At 67.7% G+C, this 18,178-nt stretch carries 18 protein-coding genes; 13 read left to right on the top strand and 5 right to left on the bottom strand.

The window, feature by feature from the left end:
- The first annotated feature begins 7 nt into the window (after window positions 1–7).
- The 10 genes from ACE3P6_RS09325 to lexA all read left to right on the top strand — a co-directional run bounded on the left by ACE3P6_RS09325 (window position 8) and on the right by lexA (window position 8,667).
- Complete coding sequence (locus tag ACE3P6_RS09325; protein WP_374394090.1) at window positions 8–559, top strand: helix-turn-helix domain-containing protein; 552 nt, start codon at window positions 8–10, stop codon at window positions 557–559.
- A gap of 85 nt (window positions 560–644) precedes the next feature.
- Window positions 645–1,838: a glycine C-acetyltransferase gene (locus tag ACE3P6_RS09320; RefSeq protein WP_374394088.1), complete on the top strand. Its 1,194-nt coding sequence runs from the start codon at window positions 645–647 to the stop codon at window positions 1,836–1,838.
- A gap of 17 nt (window positions 1,839–1,855) precedes the next feature.
- Complete coding sequence (tdh, locus tag ACE3P6_RS09315) at window positions 1,856–2,881, top strand: L-threonine 3-dehydrogenase (protein ID WP_374394113.1); 1,026 nt, start codon at window positions 1,856–1,858, stop codon at window positions 2,879–2,881.
- 345 nt (window positions 2,882–3,226) lie between these two features.
- Entirely contained in the window at window positions 3,227–3,592 is a 366-nt protein-coding gene (locus tag ACE3P6_RS09310; protein WP_374394085.1) for a phosphomannose isomerase type II C-terminal cupin domain, read from the top strand.
- A 225-nt stretch (window positions 3,593–3,817) separates the two neighbouring features.
- Window positions 3,818–4,405, top strand: coding sequence for an aminodeoxychorismate/anthranilate synthase component II (locus ACE3P6_RS09305; RefSeq protein WP_374394083.1), 588 nt, complete (start codon window positions 3,818–3,820; stop codon window positions 4,403–4,405).
- Window positions 4,402–5,415 (top strand): anthranilate phosphoribosyltransferase, encoded by a 1,014-nt coding sequence (gene trpD, locus ACE3P6_RS09300; RefSeq protein ID WP_374370836.1) that lies wholly within the window; start codon window positions 4,402–4,404, stop codon window positions 5,413–5,415. Before ACE3P6_RS09305 ends, trpD begins: the two co-directional genes overlap by 4 nt.
- A gap of 8 nt (window positions 5,416–5,423) precedes the next feature.
- Window positions 5,424–6,236, top strand: a complete 813-nt coding sequence (gene trpC / locus ACE3P6_RS09295; protein ID WP_374394081.1) for an indole-3-glycerol phosphate synthase TrpC — start codon at window positions 5,424–5,426, stop codon at window positions 6,234–6,236.
- Entirely contained in the window at window positions 6,233–6,721 is a 489-nt protein-coding gene (gene moaC / locus ACE3P6_RS09290) for a cyclic pyranopterin monophosphate synthase MoaC (RefSeq protein ID WP_374394078.1), read from the top strand. The genes trpC and moaC overlap by 4 nt, the downstream gene beginning before the upstream one ends.
- Window positions 6,722–6,732: 11 nt before the next feature.
- Window positions 6,733–7,902 (top strand): molybdopterin molybdotransferase MoeA, encoded by a 1,170-nt coding sequence (locus ACE3P6_RS09285; RefSeq protein ID WP_374394076.1) that lies wholly within the window; start codon window positions 6,733–6,735, stop codon window positions 7,900–7,902.
- A 78-nt stretch (window positions 7,903–7,980) separates the two neighbouring features.
- The gene (gene lexA / locus ACE3P6_RS09280) at window positions 7,981–8,667 is read left to right on the top strand and encodes a transcriptional repressor LexA (protein WP_374394074.1); all 687 of its coding nucleotides are present in this window, start codon (window positions 7,981–7,983) and stop codon (window positions 8,665–8,667) included.
- Here the strand turns inward: lexA and ACE3P6_RS09275 are convergent.
- Window positions 8,661–10,754 (bottom strand): ComEC/Rec2 family competence protein, encoded by a 2,094-nt coding sequence (locus tag ACE3P6_RS09275; RefSeq protein WP_374394073.1) that lies wholly within the window; start codon window positions 10,752–10,754, stop codon window positions 8,661–8,663. The two genes, lexA and ACE3P6_RS09275, sit on opposite strands and share 7 nt — an antisense overlap.
- Window positions 10,755–10,835: 81 nt before the next feature.
- On the opposite strand from ACE3P6_RS09275, the gene gltX reads away from it, so the two are divergent.
- A complete protein-coding gene (gene gltX, locus ACE3P6_RS09270) occupies window positions 10,836–12,248 on the top strand; it encodes a glutamate--tRNA ligase (protein ID WP_374394071.1) in 1,413 nt (470 codons plus the stop codon).
- A gap of 95 nt (window positions 12,249–12,343) precedes the next feature.
- Entirely contained in the window at window positions 12,344–13,633 is a 1,290-nt protein-coding gene (gene gltA / locus ACE3P6_RS09265; protein ID WP_374394069.1) for a citrate synthase, read from the top strand.
- Between the two features lie 36 nt (window positions 13,634–13,669).
- Here gltA and aguB read toward each other — a convergent pair whose 3' ends face one another.
- The 3 genes from aguB to ACE3P6_RS09250 form a co-directional block, all read right to left on the bottom strand.
- Window positions 13,670–14,545, bottom strand: coding sequence for an N-carbamoylputrescine amidase (gene aguB, locus ACE3P6_RS09260; RefSeq protein WP_374394067.1), 876 nt, complete (start codon window positions 14,543–14,545; stop codon window positions 13,670–13,672).
- A gap of 59 nt (window positions 14,546–14,604) precedes the next feature.
- Window positions 14,605–15,624, bottom strand: a complete 1,020-nt coding sequence (locus tag ACE3P6_RS09255) for a DUF2235 domain-containing protein (RefSeq protein ID WP_374394065.1) — start codon at window positions 15,622–15,624, stop codon at window positions 14,605–14,607.
- Window positions 15,625–15,810: 186 nt separating this feature from the next.
- Window positions 15,811–16,956 (bottom strand): type III PLP-dependent enzyme, encoded by a 1,146-nt coding sequence (locus ACE3P6_RS09250; RefSeq protein WP_374394063.1) that lies wholly within the window; start codon window positions 16,954–16,956, stop codon window positions 15,811–15,813.
- A 216-nt stretch (window positions 16,957–17,172) separates the two neighbouring features.
- Here ACE3P6_RS09250 and ACE3P6_RS09245 point away from each other — a divergent pair, with 216 nt between their 5' ends.
- The gene (locus tag ACE3P6_RS09245) at window positions 17,173–17,604 is read left to right on the top strand and encodes an Lrp/AsnC family transcriptional regulator (RefSeq protein ID WP_374375702.1); all 432 of its coding nucleotides are present in this window, start codon (window positions 17,173–17,175) and stop codon (window positions 17,602–17,604) included.
- A 35-nt stretch (window positions 17,605–17,639) separates the two neighbouring features.
- Here ACE3P6_RS09245 and ACE3P6_RS09240 read toward each other — a convergent pair.
- Window positions 17,640–18,178 (bottom strand): NAD(P)H-hydrate dehydratase (locus ACE3P6_RS09240; protein WP_374394060.1); only part of this gene is annotated, 539 nt, incomplete at its 5' end.

Below are 18,178 nucleotides of genomic sequence, written 5' to 3'. Positions count from 1 at the left end.
TGCCCACATGGCCGACCGCTCCGACATCCACGACCGCCTCGCCGCCAGCTTGCGCGCCGCCCGCAAGGCCCGCGGCCTCAGCCTCGACGCCGCCGCCAAGCTTTCCGGCGTCTCCCGCTCGATGGTCAGCCAGATCGAGCGCGGCGAATCCTCGCCCACCGTCGCCACGCTCTGGGCCCTGACCCAGGCCCTGCAGCTCGACTTCGCCGGGCTCCTCGAAGGCCGCCCCGCCCCCGGCATCGACGTCACCCGCGCCAGCCAGGCCCCGGTGATCGCCCGCGGCGGCGTCACCATCCGCATCCTCTCCGCCCCCGAAACCGTGGGCAGCCACGAGGTCTACGAACTGGCCTTCGCCAAGGGCGCGCGCCTCACCTCCGACCCGCATTCCCCCGGCTGCCGCGAGCACCTGACGGTCCTCGAAGGCCGCCTCACCGTCACCTCGGGCGATGCCACCGACGAGCTGAGCCCCGGCGACGTCGCCCGCTACCCCGCCGACCGCCCGCACGAGATTTCGGCCCAGGCACCGGCCCGCGCCATCCTCATCGTGCAGGACAGTTGAGTTCCAGTATGACGGATGCGAATCCGCCAAGTTGACACGACGCCCGCGATCTGCCAGTTTCCACCAAACCGGAGGAAATTCTGCCATGACGGATATGACCGCCTTCCTGAGCCACCTCACCGCCACCCTGCGCGACATCGAGGCCGACGGGCTGATGAAACGTGAACGCCTGATCACCGGGGCACAGGGCGCGCATGTGCAGATGGCCGGGCGCGAGATGCTGAACCTCTGCGCCAACAACTACCTTGGGCTCGCGGACGACCCCCGCCTGATCACCGCCGCGAAGCAGGCGATGGACGATCACGGCTTCGGCATGGCCTCGGTCCGCTTCATCTGCGGCACGCAAGACCTGCACCGCCAGCTGGAAACCCGCCTCGCGCAGTACCTTGGCCACGACGACAGCATCCTCTTCGCCGCCTGTTTCGACGCCAACGGCGGGCTTTTCGAACCCCTCCTCGGCCCGGAAGACGCCGTCATCTCCGACGCGCTGAACCACGCCTCGATCATCGACGGCATCCGCCTCTGCAAGGCGAAGCGCTACCGCTACGCCAACAGCGACATGGCCGACCTCGAAGCCCAGCTGAAACAGGCAAAAGCCGACGGTGCCCGCTTCATCCTCATCGCCACCGACGGCGTCTTCTCGATGGACGGCTACTACGCGAAGCTGCCGGAAATCCGCGCCCTTGCCGACGCTTACGGCGCCCTCGTGATGGTCGACGACTGCCACGCCACCGGCTTCACCGGCCCGAAAGGCGCAGGCACCCCGGCCCGCGCTGGCGTCCCCGTCGACATCCTGACCGGCACCCTCGGCAAGGCGCTCGGCGGCGCGCTCGGCGGCTACATCGCCGGGCCGCAACCCGTGATCGACCTGCTGAGACAACGCGCGCGGCCCTATCTCTTCTCCAACGCGCTCCCCCCCGCCGTCGTCGGCGCGGCGCTCATCGCCCTCGACATCGTCGAACAGGCCGACGACCTCCGCGCCCGGCTGAGCGAAAACGCGCAATACTGGCGCACAGGCCTCACCGCCGCAGGCTTCACCCTCCTGCCCGGCGACCACCCGATCATCCCCGTCATGCTGGGCGACGCGAAACTCGCACAGGCGATGGCCGCCGACCTCAACACCCGCGGCGTCCACGTCGCGCCCTTCTTCTTCCCCGTCGTCCCGAAGGGCCAGGCCCGCATCCGCACCCAGATGAACGCGGCCCTGACCCGGCAAGACCTCGACTTCGCGCTCGACGCCTTCACCCAGGCCGGACGCGCCACCGGAGTGCTGAAATGACCCACCTGCCCAACGAAATGACCGTCCTCGCCAAGTCGAAACCCGAACCCGGCCTCTGGATGGAAACCCGCCCCGTGCCCGAGATCGGCCCGGATGACGTGCTGATCAAGATCCACAAGACCGGCATCTGCGGCACCGACATCCATATCTGGAACTGGGACGCCTGGGCGCAGAAGACCGTCCCGGTCCCCCTCGTCACCGGCCACGAATTCGCGGGCATCATCGTCGACAAGGGCCGCAACGTCGAAGGGCTGAGCATCGGGCAACGCTGCTCGGGCGAAGGCCACCTGATCGGCAAGACCTCGCGCCAGAGCCGGTCGGGCAAGTTCCATCTCGACCCCGAAACCCGCGGCATCGGCGTCAACGAACCCGGCGCCTTCGCCCAGTACCTGCGCCTGCCCGCCTTCAACGTCGTCCCCCTGCCCGACGCCATCGACGACGAGATCGGCGCGATCCTCGATCCGCTCGGCAACGCCGTCCACACCGCGCTGTCCTTCGACCTGATCGGCGAGGACGTGCTGATCACCGGCGCAGGCCCCATCGGCATCATGGCCGCCGCCGTCGCCCGCCATGTCGGCGCCCGGCATGTGGTGATCACCGACATCAACCAGGCGCGCCTGGACCTTGCGGGGCAAGTCGCCGACGTGGTGCCGGTCAACGTCGCCACCACCGACCTCAAGTCGGTCTATGCCGGGCTGCACATGACCCAGGGCTTCGACGTCGGCATGGAAATGTCCGGCTCCCAGCAGGCCCTCGATCAGATGGTCGAGCACATGGTCATGGGCGGCCGCATCGCCATGCTCGGCATCCCGCCCGGCAAGTCGCCGGTCGACTGGAGCCGCATCGTCTTCAAGGCCATCACCATCAAGGGCGTCTACGGCCGCGAGATCTTCGAGACCTGGTACAAGATGATCGCCATGCTGGAAAACGGTCTCGACATCCGCCGGGTGATCACCCACCGCTTCAAGGTGGGCGCGTTCCAGGACGGCTTCGCCGCCATGCGCTCAGGGACCTCCGGCAAGGTCGTGCTGGACTGGACGTGATCCCGGGCACGCCCCCAAGCCCTTTCACCTGGCGACAAATATCCCCGCCGGAGGCTCTTCGCCCGAGCCGGTTGCGCGTTCTTCACGCGCAGAGGCGAGATGAAGAGTCTTCGCGCGCCAGCGCTCATTCTGAAAACCGCCCCCACCCGCGCAGCGCCGGGCCGCGCGACCCAACGCCGTCCCAAGCGCCTCCCCTCCCCCACGTGGGGAGGGGCCGGGGGTGGGGGGGCCGCCGTCGCATATCGGTGCCCGCGCCCCTGAAATGCCCCGAAATCGCCCTGCCGCGTTAACCCCCCGTTCACCATTTCCCGGCTCACTGGCGGGGTGGAACAAGGACACCCCAGCATGGACGGATCGCACCCCCAGGGTTTCGCCGAAGCGCCGATGACCTTCATACCGGCAGGGCCCATCCTTGCCCCCTCCACGCTCGCCGAAGGTCCGCGCTTCCGCGTCCGCTCCCTCTGCCTCGCACCGAACGAGGCGACCACGCTGCACTCCCACCTGCACCGCTCCGAGCACTGGATCGTCGTTGCAGGCACGGCCGAGATCACCCTCGGCCTCCGCGCCCGCCTGGTTGGCGAGGGCGAGGCCGTCCACATTCCCCTCGGCCAGCCGCACCGGCTGGAAAACCCCGGCCGCCTGCCCGTCACCCTGATCGCCGTGGAAACCGGCTGTTACCTCGGCGAGGACGACGTGACAGGCCACGACTGACGCCTCCTCGCTTCCTCCGGTCGCTCGTCGGTGGCCCCTGCGAGAAGCGACCGAAGGAAGCGACGAGCCGCAAGCGTGGTGAAGGCCATCCTAACGTCCGCCCGCAACCTATTGATTTTCCAAGCGCCGAAAATCTGTCCACGGTGGACAGCCTTCCCGAACCCCGGTTTACACCGCCCCCCGCATCGGCGATAACCGGCCCAAGCGGCCCGAAGGGAAGTCCCGATGCTCCTCCTCATCGACAATTACGACAGCTTCACCTGGAACCTCGTTCACTACCTCGGCGAGCTGGGCGCCGAGGTGGTCGTGAAACGGAACGACGCCCTCGAAGTCCAGGACGTGATCGCCCTGCAACCCGAGGTGATCGTCCTCTCCCCCGGCCCCTGCGACCCCGCCGCCGCCGGGATCTGCCTGCCGCTCACCAAAGCCGCCGCCAGCGCCAACATCCCCCTCCTCGGCGTCTGCCTCGGCCACCAGACGATTGGCGAGGCCTTCGGCGGGAACGTCGTCCGCTGCCACGAGATCGTCCACGGCAAGATGGGCACCATGCACCACTCCGGGACAGGCGTGTTCCGCGGCCTGCCCTCGCCCTTCCAGGCGACCCGGTATCACTCGCTGGTGGTCGACCGCGCCACCCTTCCGGCGGACCTCGAAGTCACCGCCTGGCTGGAAGACGGCACGATCATGGGCCTCCGCCACAAGCACCACCTGATCGAGGGCGTCCAGTTCCACCCCGAGAGCATCGCCTCGGAACACGGCCACCAGCTCCTGCGGAACTTCCTTGACGAGGCGAAGGCAAAGGTCCCGGCATGAGCGACACCCTCAAGCCCCTGATCGGCACCGCCGCCAACCGCCCCCTGACCCGCGCCGAGGCAGAGGCCGCCTTCAACGCGCTCTTCGAGGGCGAGGGCACGCCCGCGCAGATGGGCGGCTTCCTGATGGCACTGCGCACCCGGGGCGAGACGGTCGACGAATACGCCGCCGCCGCCAGCGTGATGCGGTCGAAATGCAACCCGGTGAAGGCCCCGCCCGGCGCGATGGACATCGTCGGCACCGGTGGCGACGGCAAGGGCACGCTGAACATCTCCACCGCCACCGCCTTCGTCGTCGCGGGCGCAGGTGTCACCGTCGCCAAGCACGGCAACCGGAACCTCTCCTCCAAGTCCGGGGCCGCCGACGCCCTGACCGAACTGGGCCTGAACGTGATGGTCGGCCCCGAGGTCGTGGAACGCTGCCTGACCGAAGCCGGGATCGGTTTCATGATGGCCCCCATGCACCACCCCGCGATCCGCCATGTCATGCCGGTCCGGGCCGAACTTGGCACCCGGACGATCTTCAACATCCTCGGCCCCCTGACCAACCCCGCCGGGGTGACGCGCCAGCTGACCGGCGCCTTCTCCGACGCGCTGATCCGCCCGATGGCGGAAACCCTGCTCACCCTCGGGTCCGAGAAAGCCTGGCTCGTCCACGGCTCGGACGGCACCGACGAGATCACCATCTGCGGCCCGACCTCCGTCTCGGCGGTCGAGAACGGCGCTGTCCGCGACTTCACTGTCCACCCGGAAGACGCTGGCCTCGCTCCCCACCCGTTCGAGGCGATCCTGGGCGGCACGCCCGCCGAGAACGCCTCCGCCTTCCGCGCCCTTCTCGACGGCGCAGCCGGAGCCTACCGGGACGCTGTCCTCCTCAACGCCGCCGCGGCGCTGGTCGTGGCCGACAAGGCGGGAACCCTGCGTGACGGCGTGGCGTTGGCGAAGGCGTCCATCGACTCCGGCGCCGCGAAAGCCAAGGTCGACGCGCTCCGCCGCCTGACGAACGCCTGAGAGGCCCCATGTCCACCATCCTCGACCGCATCAAGGCCTACAAGCTGGAGGAAGTGGCGAAAGCCAAGGCCGCCACTCCCCTGGCCGACCTTGAAGCCGCCGCCAAATCGGCCGCCCCGCCCCGTGGCTTTGCCCGTGCGCTGCGCGAGGCGACGCTGACGGGCTACGGCCTGATCGCCGAGATCAAGAAAGCCAGCCCCTCCAAAGGCCTGATCCGCCCCGACTTCGACCCGCCCGCGCTGGCCCGCGCCTATGAGGCCGGGGGGGCCACCTGCCTTTCCGTCCTCACCGACGCCCCCAGTTTCCAGGGGGCCGACGACTACCTTGTCGCCGCCCACAACGCGGTGCCATTGCCCTGCCTGCGCAAGGACTTCCTCTACGACACCTATCAGGTCACCCAGTCCCGCGCCCTGAACGCCGACTGCATCCTCCTCATCATGGCCTCGCTTGACGATGGCCAGGCCGCCGAACTGGAAGCCGCCGCGATGGCCCTTGGCATGGACGTGCTGATCGAGGTGCATGACGAGGCGGAACTCGACCGTGCGGCGCTTCTCAAATCACCGCTGATCGGGATCAACAACCGAAACCTGCACACTTTCGAAGTGACGCTCGACACGACGCGGAAGCTTGCCCGCCGGGTGCCGGAAGACCGGATGATCGTCGCCGAAAGCGGGCTCTACACGCCCGACGATCTTGCCGACCTCGCGCAATACGGTGCGCGCTGCTTCCTGATCGGCGAAAGCCTGATGCGGCAGGAGGATGTCACCGCCGCCACCCGGGCGATCCTGGCCAGACCCCTGACCGCGCCGGGCGGCCTATGACGTCCGGCACGGGCGGCCTTTCGCATTTCGACGACCGGGGGCAGGCCCATATGGTCGATGTCTCGGGCAAGCCGGTGACCGACCGCGTCGCGGTGGCCGTGGGCGCAGTGCGGATGACGGCCGAGACGCTTTCGCTGATCACCGAGGGCCGGGCGAAGAAGGGCGACGTGCTGTCGGTCGCGCGGCTGGCGGGAATCATGGCGGCGAAGAAAACCGCGGACCTGATCCCGCTCTGCCATCCGCTGCCGATCACCAGGGTCGCGCTGGAGCTGACACCGGATGCGACGCTGCCGGGCGTGAGGATCGAGGCCACGGTCAAGACCTCGGGCCAGACCGGGGTGGAGATGGAAGCGCTGACCGCCGTCTCGGTCGCGGCGCTGACGGTCTATGACATGGTCAAGGCGGTGGAGAAGTCGATGGTGATCGAGGGCGTGCGGCTGATCCTGAAAGATGGCGGGAAATCCGGGCGTTACGAGGCCCAATGAAGGTTGGCACGATGATTTCGGTCGAAGACGCGCTTGCGCATTGCCTGGCTCTGGCCTCCCCGCTGCCTGCGGAGACCGTATCTCTCGCCCATGCCGCCGGCCGCTGGATGCGCGTGCCCGCCGTGGCGCTGCGCGACCAGCCGCCCTTCCCGGCCTCGGCGATGGACGGCTATGCCGTGCAGGGTGACCCGGCGAAAGGGGACAGTCTTGCTGTCATCGGCGAGGCGGGTGCGGGCCATGCCTTCGACGGGACCGTCGGCCCTGGCCAGGCCGTCCGCATCTTCACCGGCGCCCCGGTCCCCGATGGCGCGACGCGGGTGGTGATCCAGGAGGATGTCAGCCGCGACGGCGACCGGATCACCCTGACCGCCGGTTCGGACGGGTCGACCAACATCCGCCCGCTCGGCCAGGACTTCCGGGCGGGCGACAGCCTTGCGCCCCGCCGCTTGCGCGCCAATGACCTGGCGCTGCTCGCCGCGATGAACATTCCCACGGTGCAGGCCTCGCGCCGCCCGGTGGTGGCCCTGATCGCGACCGGCGACGAGCTGGTGATGCCGGGCGAGGATCCCGCCCCCGACCAGATCATCGCCTCGAACAGCTTTGCCCTGAAGGCGATGATCGAGGCCGAAGGCGGCGAGGCGCGGATGCTGCCCATCGCGCGGGACAATGAGGCGGAGCTGGCGACCGTCCTGGGCCTGGCCGAAGGCGCCGACCTGATCGTCACCATCGGGGGCGCTTCGGTCGGGGATCATGATCTGGTCGGCAGGATGGCGGGGCTTGAGCACAGCTTCTGGAAGATCGCCATGCGCCCCGGCAAGCCCCTGATGGCGGGACGGCTGAACGGGGTGCCGATGCTGGGGCTGCCGGGCAACCCGGTCTCGGCCGTGGTCTGTGGGCATCTCTTCCTGCTGCCGATGGTGCGGGCGATGCTCGGCGACCCCGCTCCGGCCCCGCAGGCCCGACGGGCACGGCTCGCCGCCGACGTTCCCGCGAACGGCCCGCGCGCACACTACATGCGGTCGCGGCTGATCCTTGGTGACGGCATGCCGGAGATCGCGCCCTTCGACCGGCAGGACTCGGCGCTGCTGTCCATTCTGGGCGAGGCGGACGCGCTCTTGATCCGTCCCGTCGCGGACGGGCCGCGTGGCAAGGGCAGCACGGTCGACTACCTGCCGATCTGAGGCTTGGCGGATAATTCTTGACACAAACCGGGAACACGGGCAGAACATTGTGTTAACACACGCTGTTGGGGGCCGGTCATGCTGACACGCAAGCAGTTGGAACTTCTCGACTTCATCAAGACGCGGATGGACCGCGACGGGGTGCCGCCCTCCTTCGACGAGATGAAGGATGCGCTGGACCTGCGGTCGAAATCGGGGATCCACCGGCTGATCACCGCGCTGGAGGAGCGTGGCTTCATCCGCCGCCTCGCCCACCGGGCCCGCGCGCTGGAGATCGTCAAGCTGCCCGAGGCGATGGAAAAGCCCGGTTTCTCGCCCAAGGTGATCACCGGCGACAAGGTCGATCCGCCGCGCGGCGCGATGCCCGTATCCACGGTTCATGCACTGGAACTGCCAGTGATGGGCCGGATCGCAGCGGGTGTGCCGATCGAGGCGATCTCGGAAGTGTCGCACCACATCGCGGTGCCGGGCTCGATGCTCTCGGGCAAGGGGCAGCACTATGCGCTTGAGGTCAAAGGCGATTCGATGATCGAGGCCGGGATCAACGATGGCGACATCGTGGTGATCCGGGAACAGAGCACCGCCGACAATGGCGATATCGTCGTGGCGCTGGTCGAGGATCATGAGGCCACGCTGAAGCGCTACCGCCGCCGCGGCAACATGATCGCGCTGGAGGCCGCCAACCCGGCCTACGAGACGCGGGTGTTCCCCGATCATCTGGTCAAGGTGCAGGGCCGGCTGGTGGGGCTGATCCGCAGCTACTGAGCGGCAAGTTTCAGGTCTTTCCCGGACAGGTCCGGCAGTTCGGCAGCGCGCGCGGGTGGCGACCACAGCCTCCGCGCGCCTTTCGTCGTCTCGATCCGCAGCGCACTCTCCTCCAGCCACAGCGCCAGCGGGCCGGTGGCCGCAAGCGTCTTCGCGTCGATCAGCGGGCAGCCCTCGGGCGGGTTCTCGGCCTCGGCGGCTAGGATGACCAGCCCGGCCGACGCACAGACCTCGGCCAGCCTTGCTCCTGCCCCCTTGCCGGACAGGGCCACCCCGCGCAGGCCCGCGAGATCGAACCAGCGCTCGCCCTTCGGCCCCGCGAAGCCCGGTCGCTCTGCCGCCTGCGCCTGCTCCAGCAGGTCGCCATCATCCTGCAGCCAGTTCTCTGCCGCGAAGCCCCCGCCCTTCGCCGCCGAAAGCGCCCGTCCCTCGGGCCCTTCCAGCCCCAGAAGCCGCCCGTCGCCCGAGACCAGCAGGGCGGGCCGGTCCGCCGTCAGCCACAGCACCAGCGCCGCCAGCACCGGCAGCGCGCCCGCCAGCTGAATCCTGCCCCGCCACAGGATCAGCCAGATCGCCCCCAGGGTGAACATCGGCAGCACCCAGGGCCCCGGCGCGGGGATCGCCGTCACCGATCCCTCCCACGACGAAATCTCATGCGCGACGAACAGCGTCCAGCGCGCGCCCTGCTCCATCACCCATAGCGGCAAGGCGGCCAGCCCGAAGGGCGCCAGCAGCGCGGCAACCGCCCCCGCAGGCATGATCACCGCCCCCATCACCGGCACGGTCAAGAGGTTGGCCAGCAACCCGTAGTCGGTGAACCGGTTGAAATGCGCCGCCGCGAAGGGGGCGGTCGACAGGCCTCCGATCAGCGAGGACAGGACCAGCGTGAAGACCGGCATCAGCCAGCGCGGGATGCGCTCGCGGTAGATGCTGCCGTCCAGCGCGGCGAAGCCGGTGATCAGCGCGATGGTGGCGGCGAAGGACATCTGGAAGCCCGGCTCCAGCAGGCTTTCCGGCTTCGTCAGCAGCAGAAGCATTGCCGCCACCGCCACCGAGCGCAGGGTCAGTGCGCGGCGATCCAGCAGCACCGCGCCGAGAAAGACCGCGATCATGAGGAAGGCGCGTTCGGTCGCCACGTTCGCTCCGGACAGAAGCAGATAGAACAGCGCCACGCCCAGGCTGACCACCGCCGCGACCTTCTTCGTGTTCACCCGCAGTGCGACGAACGGCACCAGCGCCAGCCCGTAGCGGAAGAGGGCAAAGACGAAGCCGGTCAGGAACGCCATGTTCATCCCGGAAATCGCCAGCAGATGCGCCAGCGAGGAATCCCGCAGCGCCTTGACCGTCTCCTCGGTGATCGCCGAGCGGTCCCCCGTCATCGCCCCCGCCGCGAAGGCCCCCGCTTGCCCGTCCATGTGGGCAAGCATTCCCTGCGTCAGCCAGCTCCGCAGACGGTCGATGGGCAGCGCGCCGCCCGCGGGTTCTTCCAGCAGCAGGACCGGCGTCCGGGTATAGCCCACCGCCCCAAGCTGGTCGAAGAAGGCCATGCGGCGGAAGTCGAAGGCGCCGGGCTCCACCGGCCCCTCGGGCGCGGCCAGGTTCGCGGTCAGGATCACCACCTGCCCCGGCGCGGGCGTCAGCCACGGGTTCTCGCCCTGCAGCGACACCCGGACCTTCAGCGGGGTCTTCCCGGGCGCCACCTCCTGCAGAACCACCCGGTCCAGCGTCAGCCGCAGTGCGTCGGATTGCGAGCGGTCGATCTCGACGATCCTCCCCTCGACTGGCCCGTAGTAGCGGAAGTTCAGCATCGGTGCGTCCAGCGAGTGCGCGCGGATCCCGGCGGCGATCCAGCCGGCGGCCAGGGCAGCAACAGCCAGGCCCAAGGGACGGGCAAGCTCCACCTTCGCGGCCAGTGCCAGCCCGCCCGCCAGCGCCAGCGCGGCCAGGGAATAGCTTCCCGCCCCCGGCTCGACCGCAACCGTGAACCAGGCCCCGATGCCGCAACCGACCAGCACGGCGATCCAGGGGAAGAGCATCCCCCGCGACGCCTGCAGCGCCTCCAGCGGCGCAAGGATCAGCCTGGCCACGGCCACCTTGTTTCCGACCCCGCGATTGCCTAAACCGCGTGCACCCTACGCTCTCGATGGTTTCTGAAAGGTTAACGCCCGATGTCCGCCGCCCCGTCTTCTCCGGTCGTCACCCGCTTCGCTCCCTCGCCGACCGGCTACCTGCACATCGGCGGCGGCAGGACCGCGCTTTTCAACTGGCTTTACGCGCGGGGCCGGGGCGGCAAGTTCCTCCTGCGGATCGAGGATACCGACCGCGAACGATCCACCCCGGAAGCCACAGCGGCGATCCTGCGCGGGCTGACCTGGCTTGGCCTCGACTGGGACGGCGATGTCGTCAGCCAGTTCGAGCGCCGCAACCGCCATGCCGAGGTCGCGCATGAGATGCTTGCGCGAGGAACCGCCTACAAGTGCTTCTCGACGCAGGAAGAAATCGCCGCCTTCCGTGCGTCGGAAGAGGCTGCGGGCCGCTACCCCGTCTTCCTCTCGCCCTGGCGCGACGCCGATCCCGCGACCCACCCGGACGCGCCCTACGTCATTCGCATGAAGGCCCCCCGCACGGGCGAGACGCTGATCGACGACAAGGTTCAGGGCCGCGTCACCATCAGGAACGAGACGCTGGACGACATGATCGTGCTCCGTTCGGACGGCACGCCGGTCTACATGCTGGCGGTGGTGGTCGATGATCACGACATGGGCGTGACCCATGTGATCCGCGGCGACGACCACCTGAACAACGCCGCCCGGCAGCAGATGGTCTATGACGCGATGGGCTGGCAGGTGCCGGTCTGGGCGCATATCCCGCTGATCCACGGGCCGGACGGCAAGAAGCTGTCGAAGCGCCACGGCGCGACCGGGGTCGAGGAATACCAGGCGATGGGCTACCCGGCGGCGGGGATGCGCAACTACCTCACCCGGCTCGGCTGGGCGCATGGCGATGCCGAGATCTTCACCTCCGAGGAAGCGATGAAGATGTTTGACCTCTCCGGGATCGGGCGCGCGCCGGCGCGGCTGGATTTCAAGAAGCTCGAGAACACCTGCGGGCATCACATGGCGATGGCCGACGATGCCGCACTGCTGCATGAATTGCAGGCCTATCTGGCCGCTGCAGGTCGGGAGGCCCTGTCCTCGACCCAGGAAAGCCGCATGCTGGCGGCTCTGCCCTTCTTGAAGAAATCTGCGAAGACCTTCCCGGAACTCATGGAAAAGGCGTCGTTTCTGCTGATCGACCGCCCAGTGGTGCCGGACCCGAAGGCGCAGGAATCGCTGGATACGGTATCCCGTGGTATACTGAAATCATTGACGCCGCGCCTGCAAAATGCTAGCTGGACGAAGGAGGCGCTGGAGCCCATCCTGAACGAGATCGCCGCGGAAAACGGCATCGGGTTCGGCAAGCTCGCAGCACCGCTCCGGGCGGCCATCGCTGGCCGGACCGTTACACCTTCGGTTTACGACATGATGCTAACCATCGGTCGAGAAGAAACCGTCGCCAGGCTGTCGGACGCTGCCGCTTGAAGTCGCGCCCCCGGCCTTGAAGCTGCCCCTGCGGGGGTGCAGGATAGCCATTGGCCGCCCCTGCCAGGGTGCGACCGCCATGACCGGGGAGAACCATGTCGGACACCATCGCCAAGCTTGAACTGAACGGGAACACCTATGACCTTCCCGTCCTGAAACCCACCCTCGGCCCCGATGTGCTGGACATCCGCAAGCTTTACGGCGAGGCGGACGTCTTCACCTTCGACCCGGGCTTCACCTCGACCGCCGCCTGCGAAAGCGCGATCACCTTCATCGACGGCGATGAGGGCGAACTTCTGTATCGCGGCTACCCGATCGAGCAGCTGGCCGACAAGTCGACGCATCTCGAAGTCTGCTACCTGCTGCTCTACGGCGAACTGCCGACCGCCGCGCAGCTGGCCGATTTCACCCAGCGCGTGACCCGGCACACGATGGTGCATGAACAGATGCACTATTTCTTCCGGGGCTTCCGCCGCGACGCGCATCCGATGGCGACGATGGTGGGCGTGGTCGGCGCGATGGCGGCCTTCTACCACGACTCGACCGACATCAACGATCCCTGGCAACGCGAGGTCGCGGCGATCCGGATGATCGCCAAGCTGCCGACCATCGCGGCGATGGCCTACAAGTACTCTGTCGGCCAGCCCTTCGTGTACCCGAAGAACGCGCTGAGCTATGCCGGCAACTTCCTGAACATGTGCTTCGCGGTTCCGACCGAGGATTACGTCGTCAATCCGATCCTCGAAAAGGCGATGGACCGGATCATGATGCTGCATGCCGACCATGAGCAGAACGCATCCACCTCCACCGTGCGCCTGGCAGGGTCCTCGGGGGCCAACCCCTTCGCCTGCATCGCGGCGGGCATCGCCTGCCTCTGGGGCCCGGCGCATGGCGGGGCGAACCAGGCTTGCCTCGAAATGCTGAAAGAGATCGGCTCTGTCGACCGCATCCCGGAATACATCGCCAAGGCCAAGGACAAGAACTCGGGCTTCCGCCTGATGGGCTTCGGCCACCGGGTCTACAAGAACTTCGACCCGCGCGCGAAGGTGATGAAGGAAAGCGCCGACGAGGTGCTGGAGCTTCTGGGCATCCACAACAACCCGCTGCTGCAGGTCGCCAAGGAGCTGGAGCGTATCGCGCTGGAAGATGAGTATTTCATCTCGAAGAAGCTCTACCCGAACGTCGACTTCTACTCGGGCATCATCCTGGAAGCGATGGGCTTCCCGACCGGGATGTTCACCCCGATCTTCGCGATCAGCCGCACCGTGGGCTGGATCAGCCAGTGGAAAGAGATGATCGGCGAGAAGAACCAGAAGATCGGTCGCCCGCGCCAGCTGTATATCGGCCCGGCCAAGCGCGACTACGTCGACCTGCGGCATCGGTAATCCCTTGAAGGCTCTAAAATTATTCGACGAAAAATTTTAGAGCCTGCTCCCGTCCAGCGTCGCCACCGCGCCGTAAAGCCCGGGCCGCCGGTCCCGGAACAGGCCCCAGCTGGATCGCAACGCCGCAATCGACTCCAGGTCGAACTGGTGGACCAGCACGCCTTCGGTCATCCGGTCCGCCTTGGCCACCAGCTGCCCGGCATGGTCGGCGATGAAGCTTGATCCGTAGAACGTCACCTCCCGCCCCTCCGGCGCCACCTCAACCCCGATCCGGTTCGAGGCCACCACCGGCAGGATGTTTGCCGCCGCGTGGCCCCGCATGGTCATTTCCCAGTGCGGCTGGCTGTCATAGCCGGGCGCAGGCGGTTCCGACCCGATGGCGGTGGGATACAGCAGCAGCTCCGCCCCCATCAGCGCCATCGACCGCGCGCATTCCGGGAACCACTGGTCCCAGCAGATGCCGACGCCAATCCGACCGAACGCCGTGTCCCAGACCTTGAACCCGGTGTCTCCGGGCGAGAAGTAGTATTTCTCCTCATAGCCCGGCCCCTGCGGGATGTGGCTTTTCCGGTAGAGCCCCAGCACCCGGCCATCCGCATCCACCATCGCCAGCGAGTTGAAGAAGACCTGCCCCGCCCGCTCGAAGAAGCTGACCGGGATCACCACGCCCAGCTCCTTCGCCAGCGCGGCAAAGCGGGCCACCAGCGGATGCCCCTCCAGCGGCTGGGCAAGCTCGAAGTAGCGCGGGTGCTGCTCGATGCAGAAATAGGGGGCGGCGAACAGCTCCTGGATCAGCACGACCTGCGCCCCCTGGGCGGCGGCCTGGCGCACCAGCGCCTCGGCGCGGGTCGCATTGGCGGGCAGGTCCCAGGAACAGGCGAACTGGGTGGCGGCAACGGTGACGGTTTTCATGGTCAGGCCTCGGTCAGGATGTGCCCCAGCCTAGGCCGTGCCGGTCCTGGCTTGAACCCCTATTCCGCCGGTTGTTCGCTGGGCCAGCGCACGCCCGCGACACCGATCGCGCTGGGATGCAGGCGCTCCGACCTGTCGTGCCCGACCTCGCGCCGCTGCCGCCAGAGGAACCATTTCCCCCAGCTGCGCCAGGTGCCGACCATCGGGGCATCGGGGTCGCAGGGAAAGCGCGCGCGCCAGCCCGCAGGCAGCGCGAGCCCCAGGGCCTCGGCCCGTTCCAGCATCCAGACCAGCGGGATGTTGGCCAGCGGCCGTGCCGCAGCGAAATCGCCGATCTGCCCGCCGACATCGCCATGCGCACCGCGGAACCAGACCTGCTCGACGTTGCCCTCCCAGCCCGGCGGGCAATCCCACAAGACCGGCGCAAAGGCCTCGCGCGTCTCGTTCAGGGCCAGCGCGTGATAGCCGTGGCGGATCGAGGCGCCGAGCTGGTGGTTGTGAAAGCCGTAGCGATCCGCCGCGAGCATCCAGAAAAAGGGCAGCCGCAGCCCCAGCGCCTTGACCGTATCGAAGACGCCGACCATCTCGATCTTGGTCTCGGCATGGCAGAAGCGGCGGGCGAAGGCATGGGCCGCCGTGCTTTCCGCCCCCCGCTCATAGTGCCGCCAGGCCAGCCGCACGGCGCGTTCGGTCGCATGATCACGTTTCAGAAGCCCCACCCTGTCGATCACGCCTGCAAGCGAGCGCACCGCATAGGCCCCGCGCGAGTAGCCGAAAAGGAAGATCCGGTCCCCTTCGCGGTAGCCCGAGGCCAGCCAGCCATAGGCCCGCTGGATCTGCGGCGCGGTCCCCCGTCCTTCCAGAAGCGCCAGGCCGCGCAGCCAGCCCTCCCACTGCATCCCGGGCTCATAGTAAAGCCGCCGGTTCGCACGGGTGCCCATTTCCTTGAGAAGCAGGAACAGGCGGCTGACGTTGCTTTCCTGGCCCGGCTCCAGGCTCGACATCGTGCCGTCGAGGATCACCACATGATCGACCACCCCGCGCACCCGCCCCGGTTCGGGCACGGGCGCCGGTTCCACCGCAGGCTCGACCTCGCGGCGGAAGAAACTGCGGATGCGGTCGAACAGGCGCGTGGCGGTTCTCCCATGACGATGGCGCAGGGTATCATCGCGCCGGAAGGGTTAAGGTTCCCTTCCCTTGAACGCTAGGCGCCCGGCGGGATTTGTCCAGCCGGGCGCGCACATTTCACCAGGTTTTTCAGACAGTCAGAGCTTCAGGCTCAACACCGTTGCCATCTGCAGCTCGCCAAAGCCGTTGAAACGAGTGTTGGTGACAGTCGAATAGGACCCCATCCCCTGCCAGACGACGAAATCGCCTTCCTCCAGGTCCGCAGGCAGCGCGACTTCGCCCGGTAGCCGGTCGACCGAATCGCAGGTCGGGCCAAAGACGATGCGCGGCAGCGCCTCGCCCTTGCGCTTTTCGCCCGTGGGGGTCAGCACCTCGATCCGGTCGATCACCCCGATCATCGGCAGCTCGTTCAGCGCGCCATAGACCCCGTCGTTCAGGAAGACATGCGCCCCGTCGCGCAGCGCCTTGACCCGGTCGGCCAGCGCAAAGGCATCGCCGCACAGCGCCCGCCCCGGCTCGCAGACCAGCGCCGGGCGGTCGGCCCCGAAGGCCTCGGAGGCGACACGGTCGATCAGCGCGAAGGTGTCCTCGATCTGCGGCAGGATCGCGGTCATCCGGTGGTTCGGGAAGCCGCCGCCGACATTCAGCCGGGCGATCTTCACGCCCGCCTCTTTCGCGATCACCGCCGCCTCGCGGATATAGGCCTCCCAGGCATGGGGGTCGGTGCATTGCGTGCCGGGGTGGAAGGTGATTGAGGGGATATAGCCCGCCTTCGCCACCGTCTTCAACAGCTCCACCGCCAGCTCTACCGTCGCGCCGAACTTGGCGCCGAAGTTGTAGGCGGCGCCCGCGACCGGCAGCTTGAAGCGCACCGAAATCTCGGTGCCTTCGACCGGCACCATCTCGACCAGCTTCGCCAGCTCCGACTTCGAATCGACGCTGTAAGACTTCACGCCCTTCGCGACCGCATAGGCAATCTCGTGCCGCGCGCGGACCGGGTTGTTGTAGTGGATCGCCGCGTCGGGGGCCAAACGGCGGATCAGGTCGATCTCGAAGGGCGAGGCGCAGTCGAAGCCGCGCACGCCCGCTGCCGCCAGGTTCTCCACCATCGCCTCGCCGGGGTTCGACTTGACCGCATAGGTGACAAGGCCCGGAAAGCCGTCGATGAAGCGCCGCGCCGCCGCCTGCGCCGCCGAGGGCGCGAAGAACAGCACCGGGTTCTCCGGCTGCTCTTTCTTCAGGTAATCGGTGGGGTTGGACCAGATCGTCTTCGAGAGTCCCATCGGCGGTTTTCCCTTTGCCAACAAGACGCTTCGCCCTTCCCCTTCGCAGCTTCGGGATCGGGCACCAGCGTGGTTTCAAGTGAACCAGGCCAGGTGCGTATGAGCCGCCCTTTTCCTGCAGTGAAGGATGCCGCATATGGTGTACAAACTCACCGAACAAAACTATATAACTGCGCGGTTTCGTAGTTATAATGCCGAAAAGGGACGACATTCTGCATGGATGAGCTGGATCGCAACATCATTGGGCTGTTGTCCGCCGACGCGCGGGTTTCGGTGGCCACCCTCTCGCGCCGGTTGAAGGTCGCGCGGTCGACGATCCAGGCCCGGCTGGAGCGGCTGGAGACCTCCGGCGTCATCGCCGGCTACACGCTGAAACTGGGCGAGGCGGCGCGGGAAGGGCGTCTGCGCGCCTCGGTTCTCCTCACCATCGAGCCCCGCTCGCAAGCCGCCGTGCTGGCCCGCCTGCGCTCGATTGCCGAGATCGAGCGGGTGTTTACGACCAGTGGACGCTTCGACTTTCTGGTGCAGGTGGCGTGCCCCAACACGCAGGTGCTGGATTCGGTGCTGGACCAGGTCGGCGCGATGACCGGGGTCCGGGCGTCGGAGAGCCTGATCCACCTCTCGACCAAGATCGACCGGGCGGTGTAAGGCGGGGGAATCGGAAAGTGGGGTTTAACCCCACCCTATAGGCCTAACCCCCGGAACACCTTCGGCAATTGCTCGGCCAAGTCCTCGGCGATCAGCCCCGGCCCGAAGCTCAACGCACATTCCACATGCAGCCAGGCCCCGGTGCAGGCCGCATCGAAGGGCGAGAACCCCCGCGCCAGCAGCCCGGTGAGGAACCCCGCCAGCACATCCCCCGACCCCGCCGTCGCCAGCCACGGCGCCGCCCGGTCGTAATGGGCCGAGTTGATGGCTGAGCGCCCCGAGGGGTCGGCGATCACCGTGTCCGGCCCTTTGTAGAGGACCACACAGCCCGCCCGCTTCGCCGCCTCCCGCGTGGCGTCGACCTTGGAATAGGCTGGCCCCTTGGTGGCCGGGGCGGTCAACTTCCCGGCGATGTCGGGGAAGAGCCGCGCGAACTCCCCGGCATGGGGGGTCAGGATGCAGCCGTCATGCAGGGCGGCGAAGAGGTCGGGGCGTTGAGAGAGGATCGTGAGGGCATCGGCGTCGAGGACGAGTCGGGGTGAACCCCGACCTACACCGCCCGTAGGTCGGGGTT

Source organism: Tabrizicola sp., from assembly GCF_041911175.1.
Taxonomy (GTDB): domain Bacteria; phylum Pseudomonadota; class Alphaproteobacteria; order Rhodobacterales; family Rhodobacteraceae; genus Tabrizicola.
Note: the sequence above shows the minus strand (reverse complement) of the source record. Positions and strands in the feature narration are given on the sequence as shown.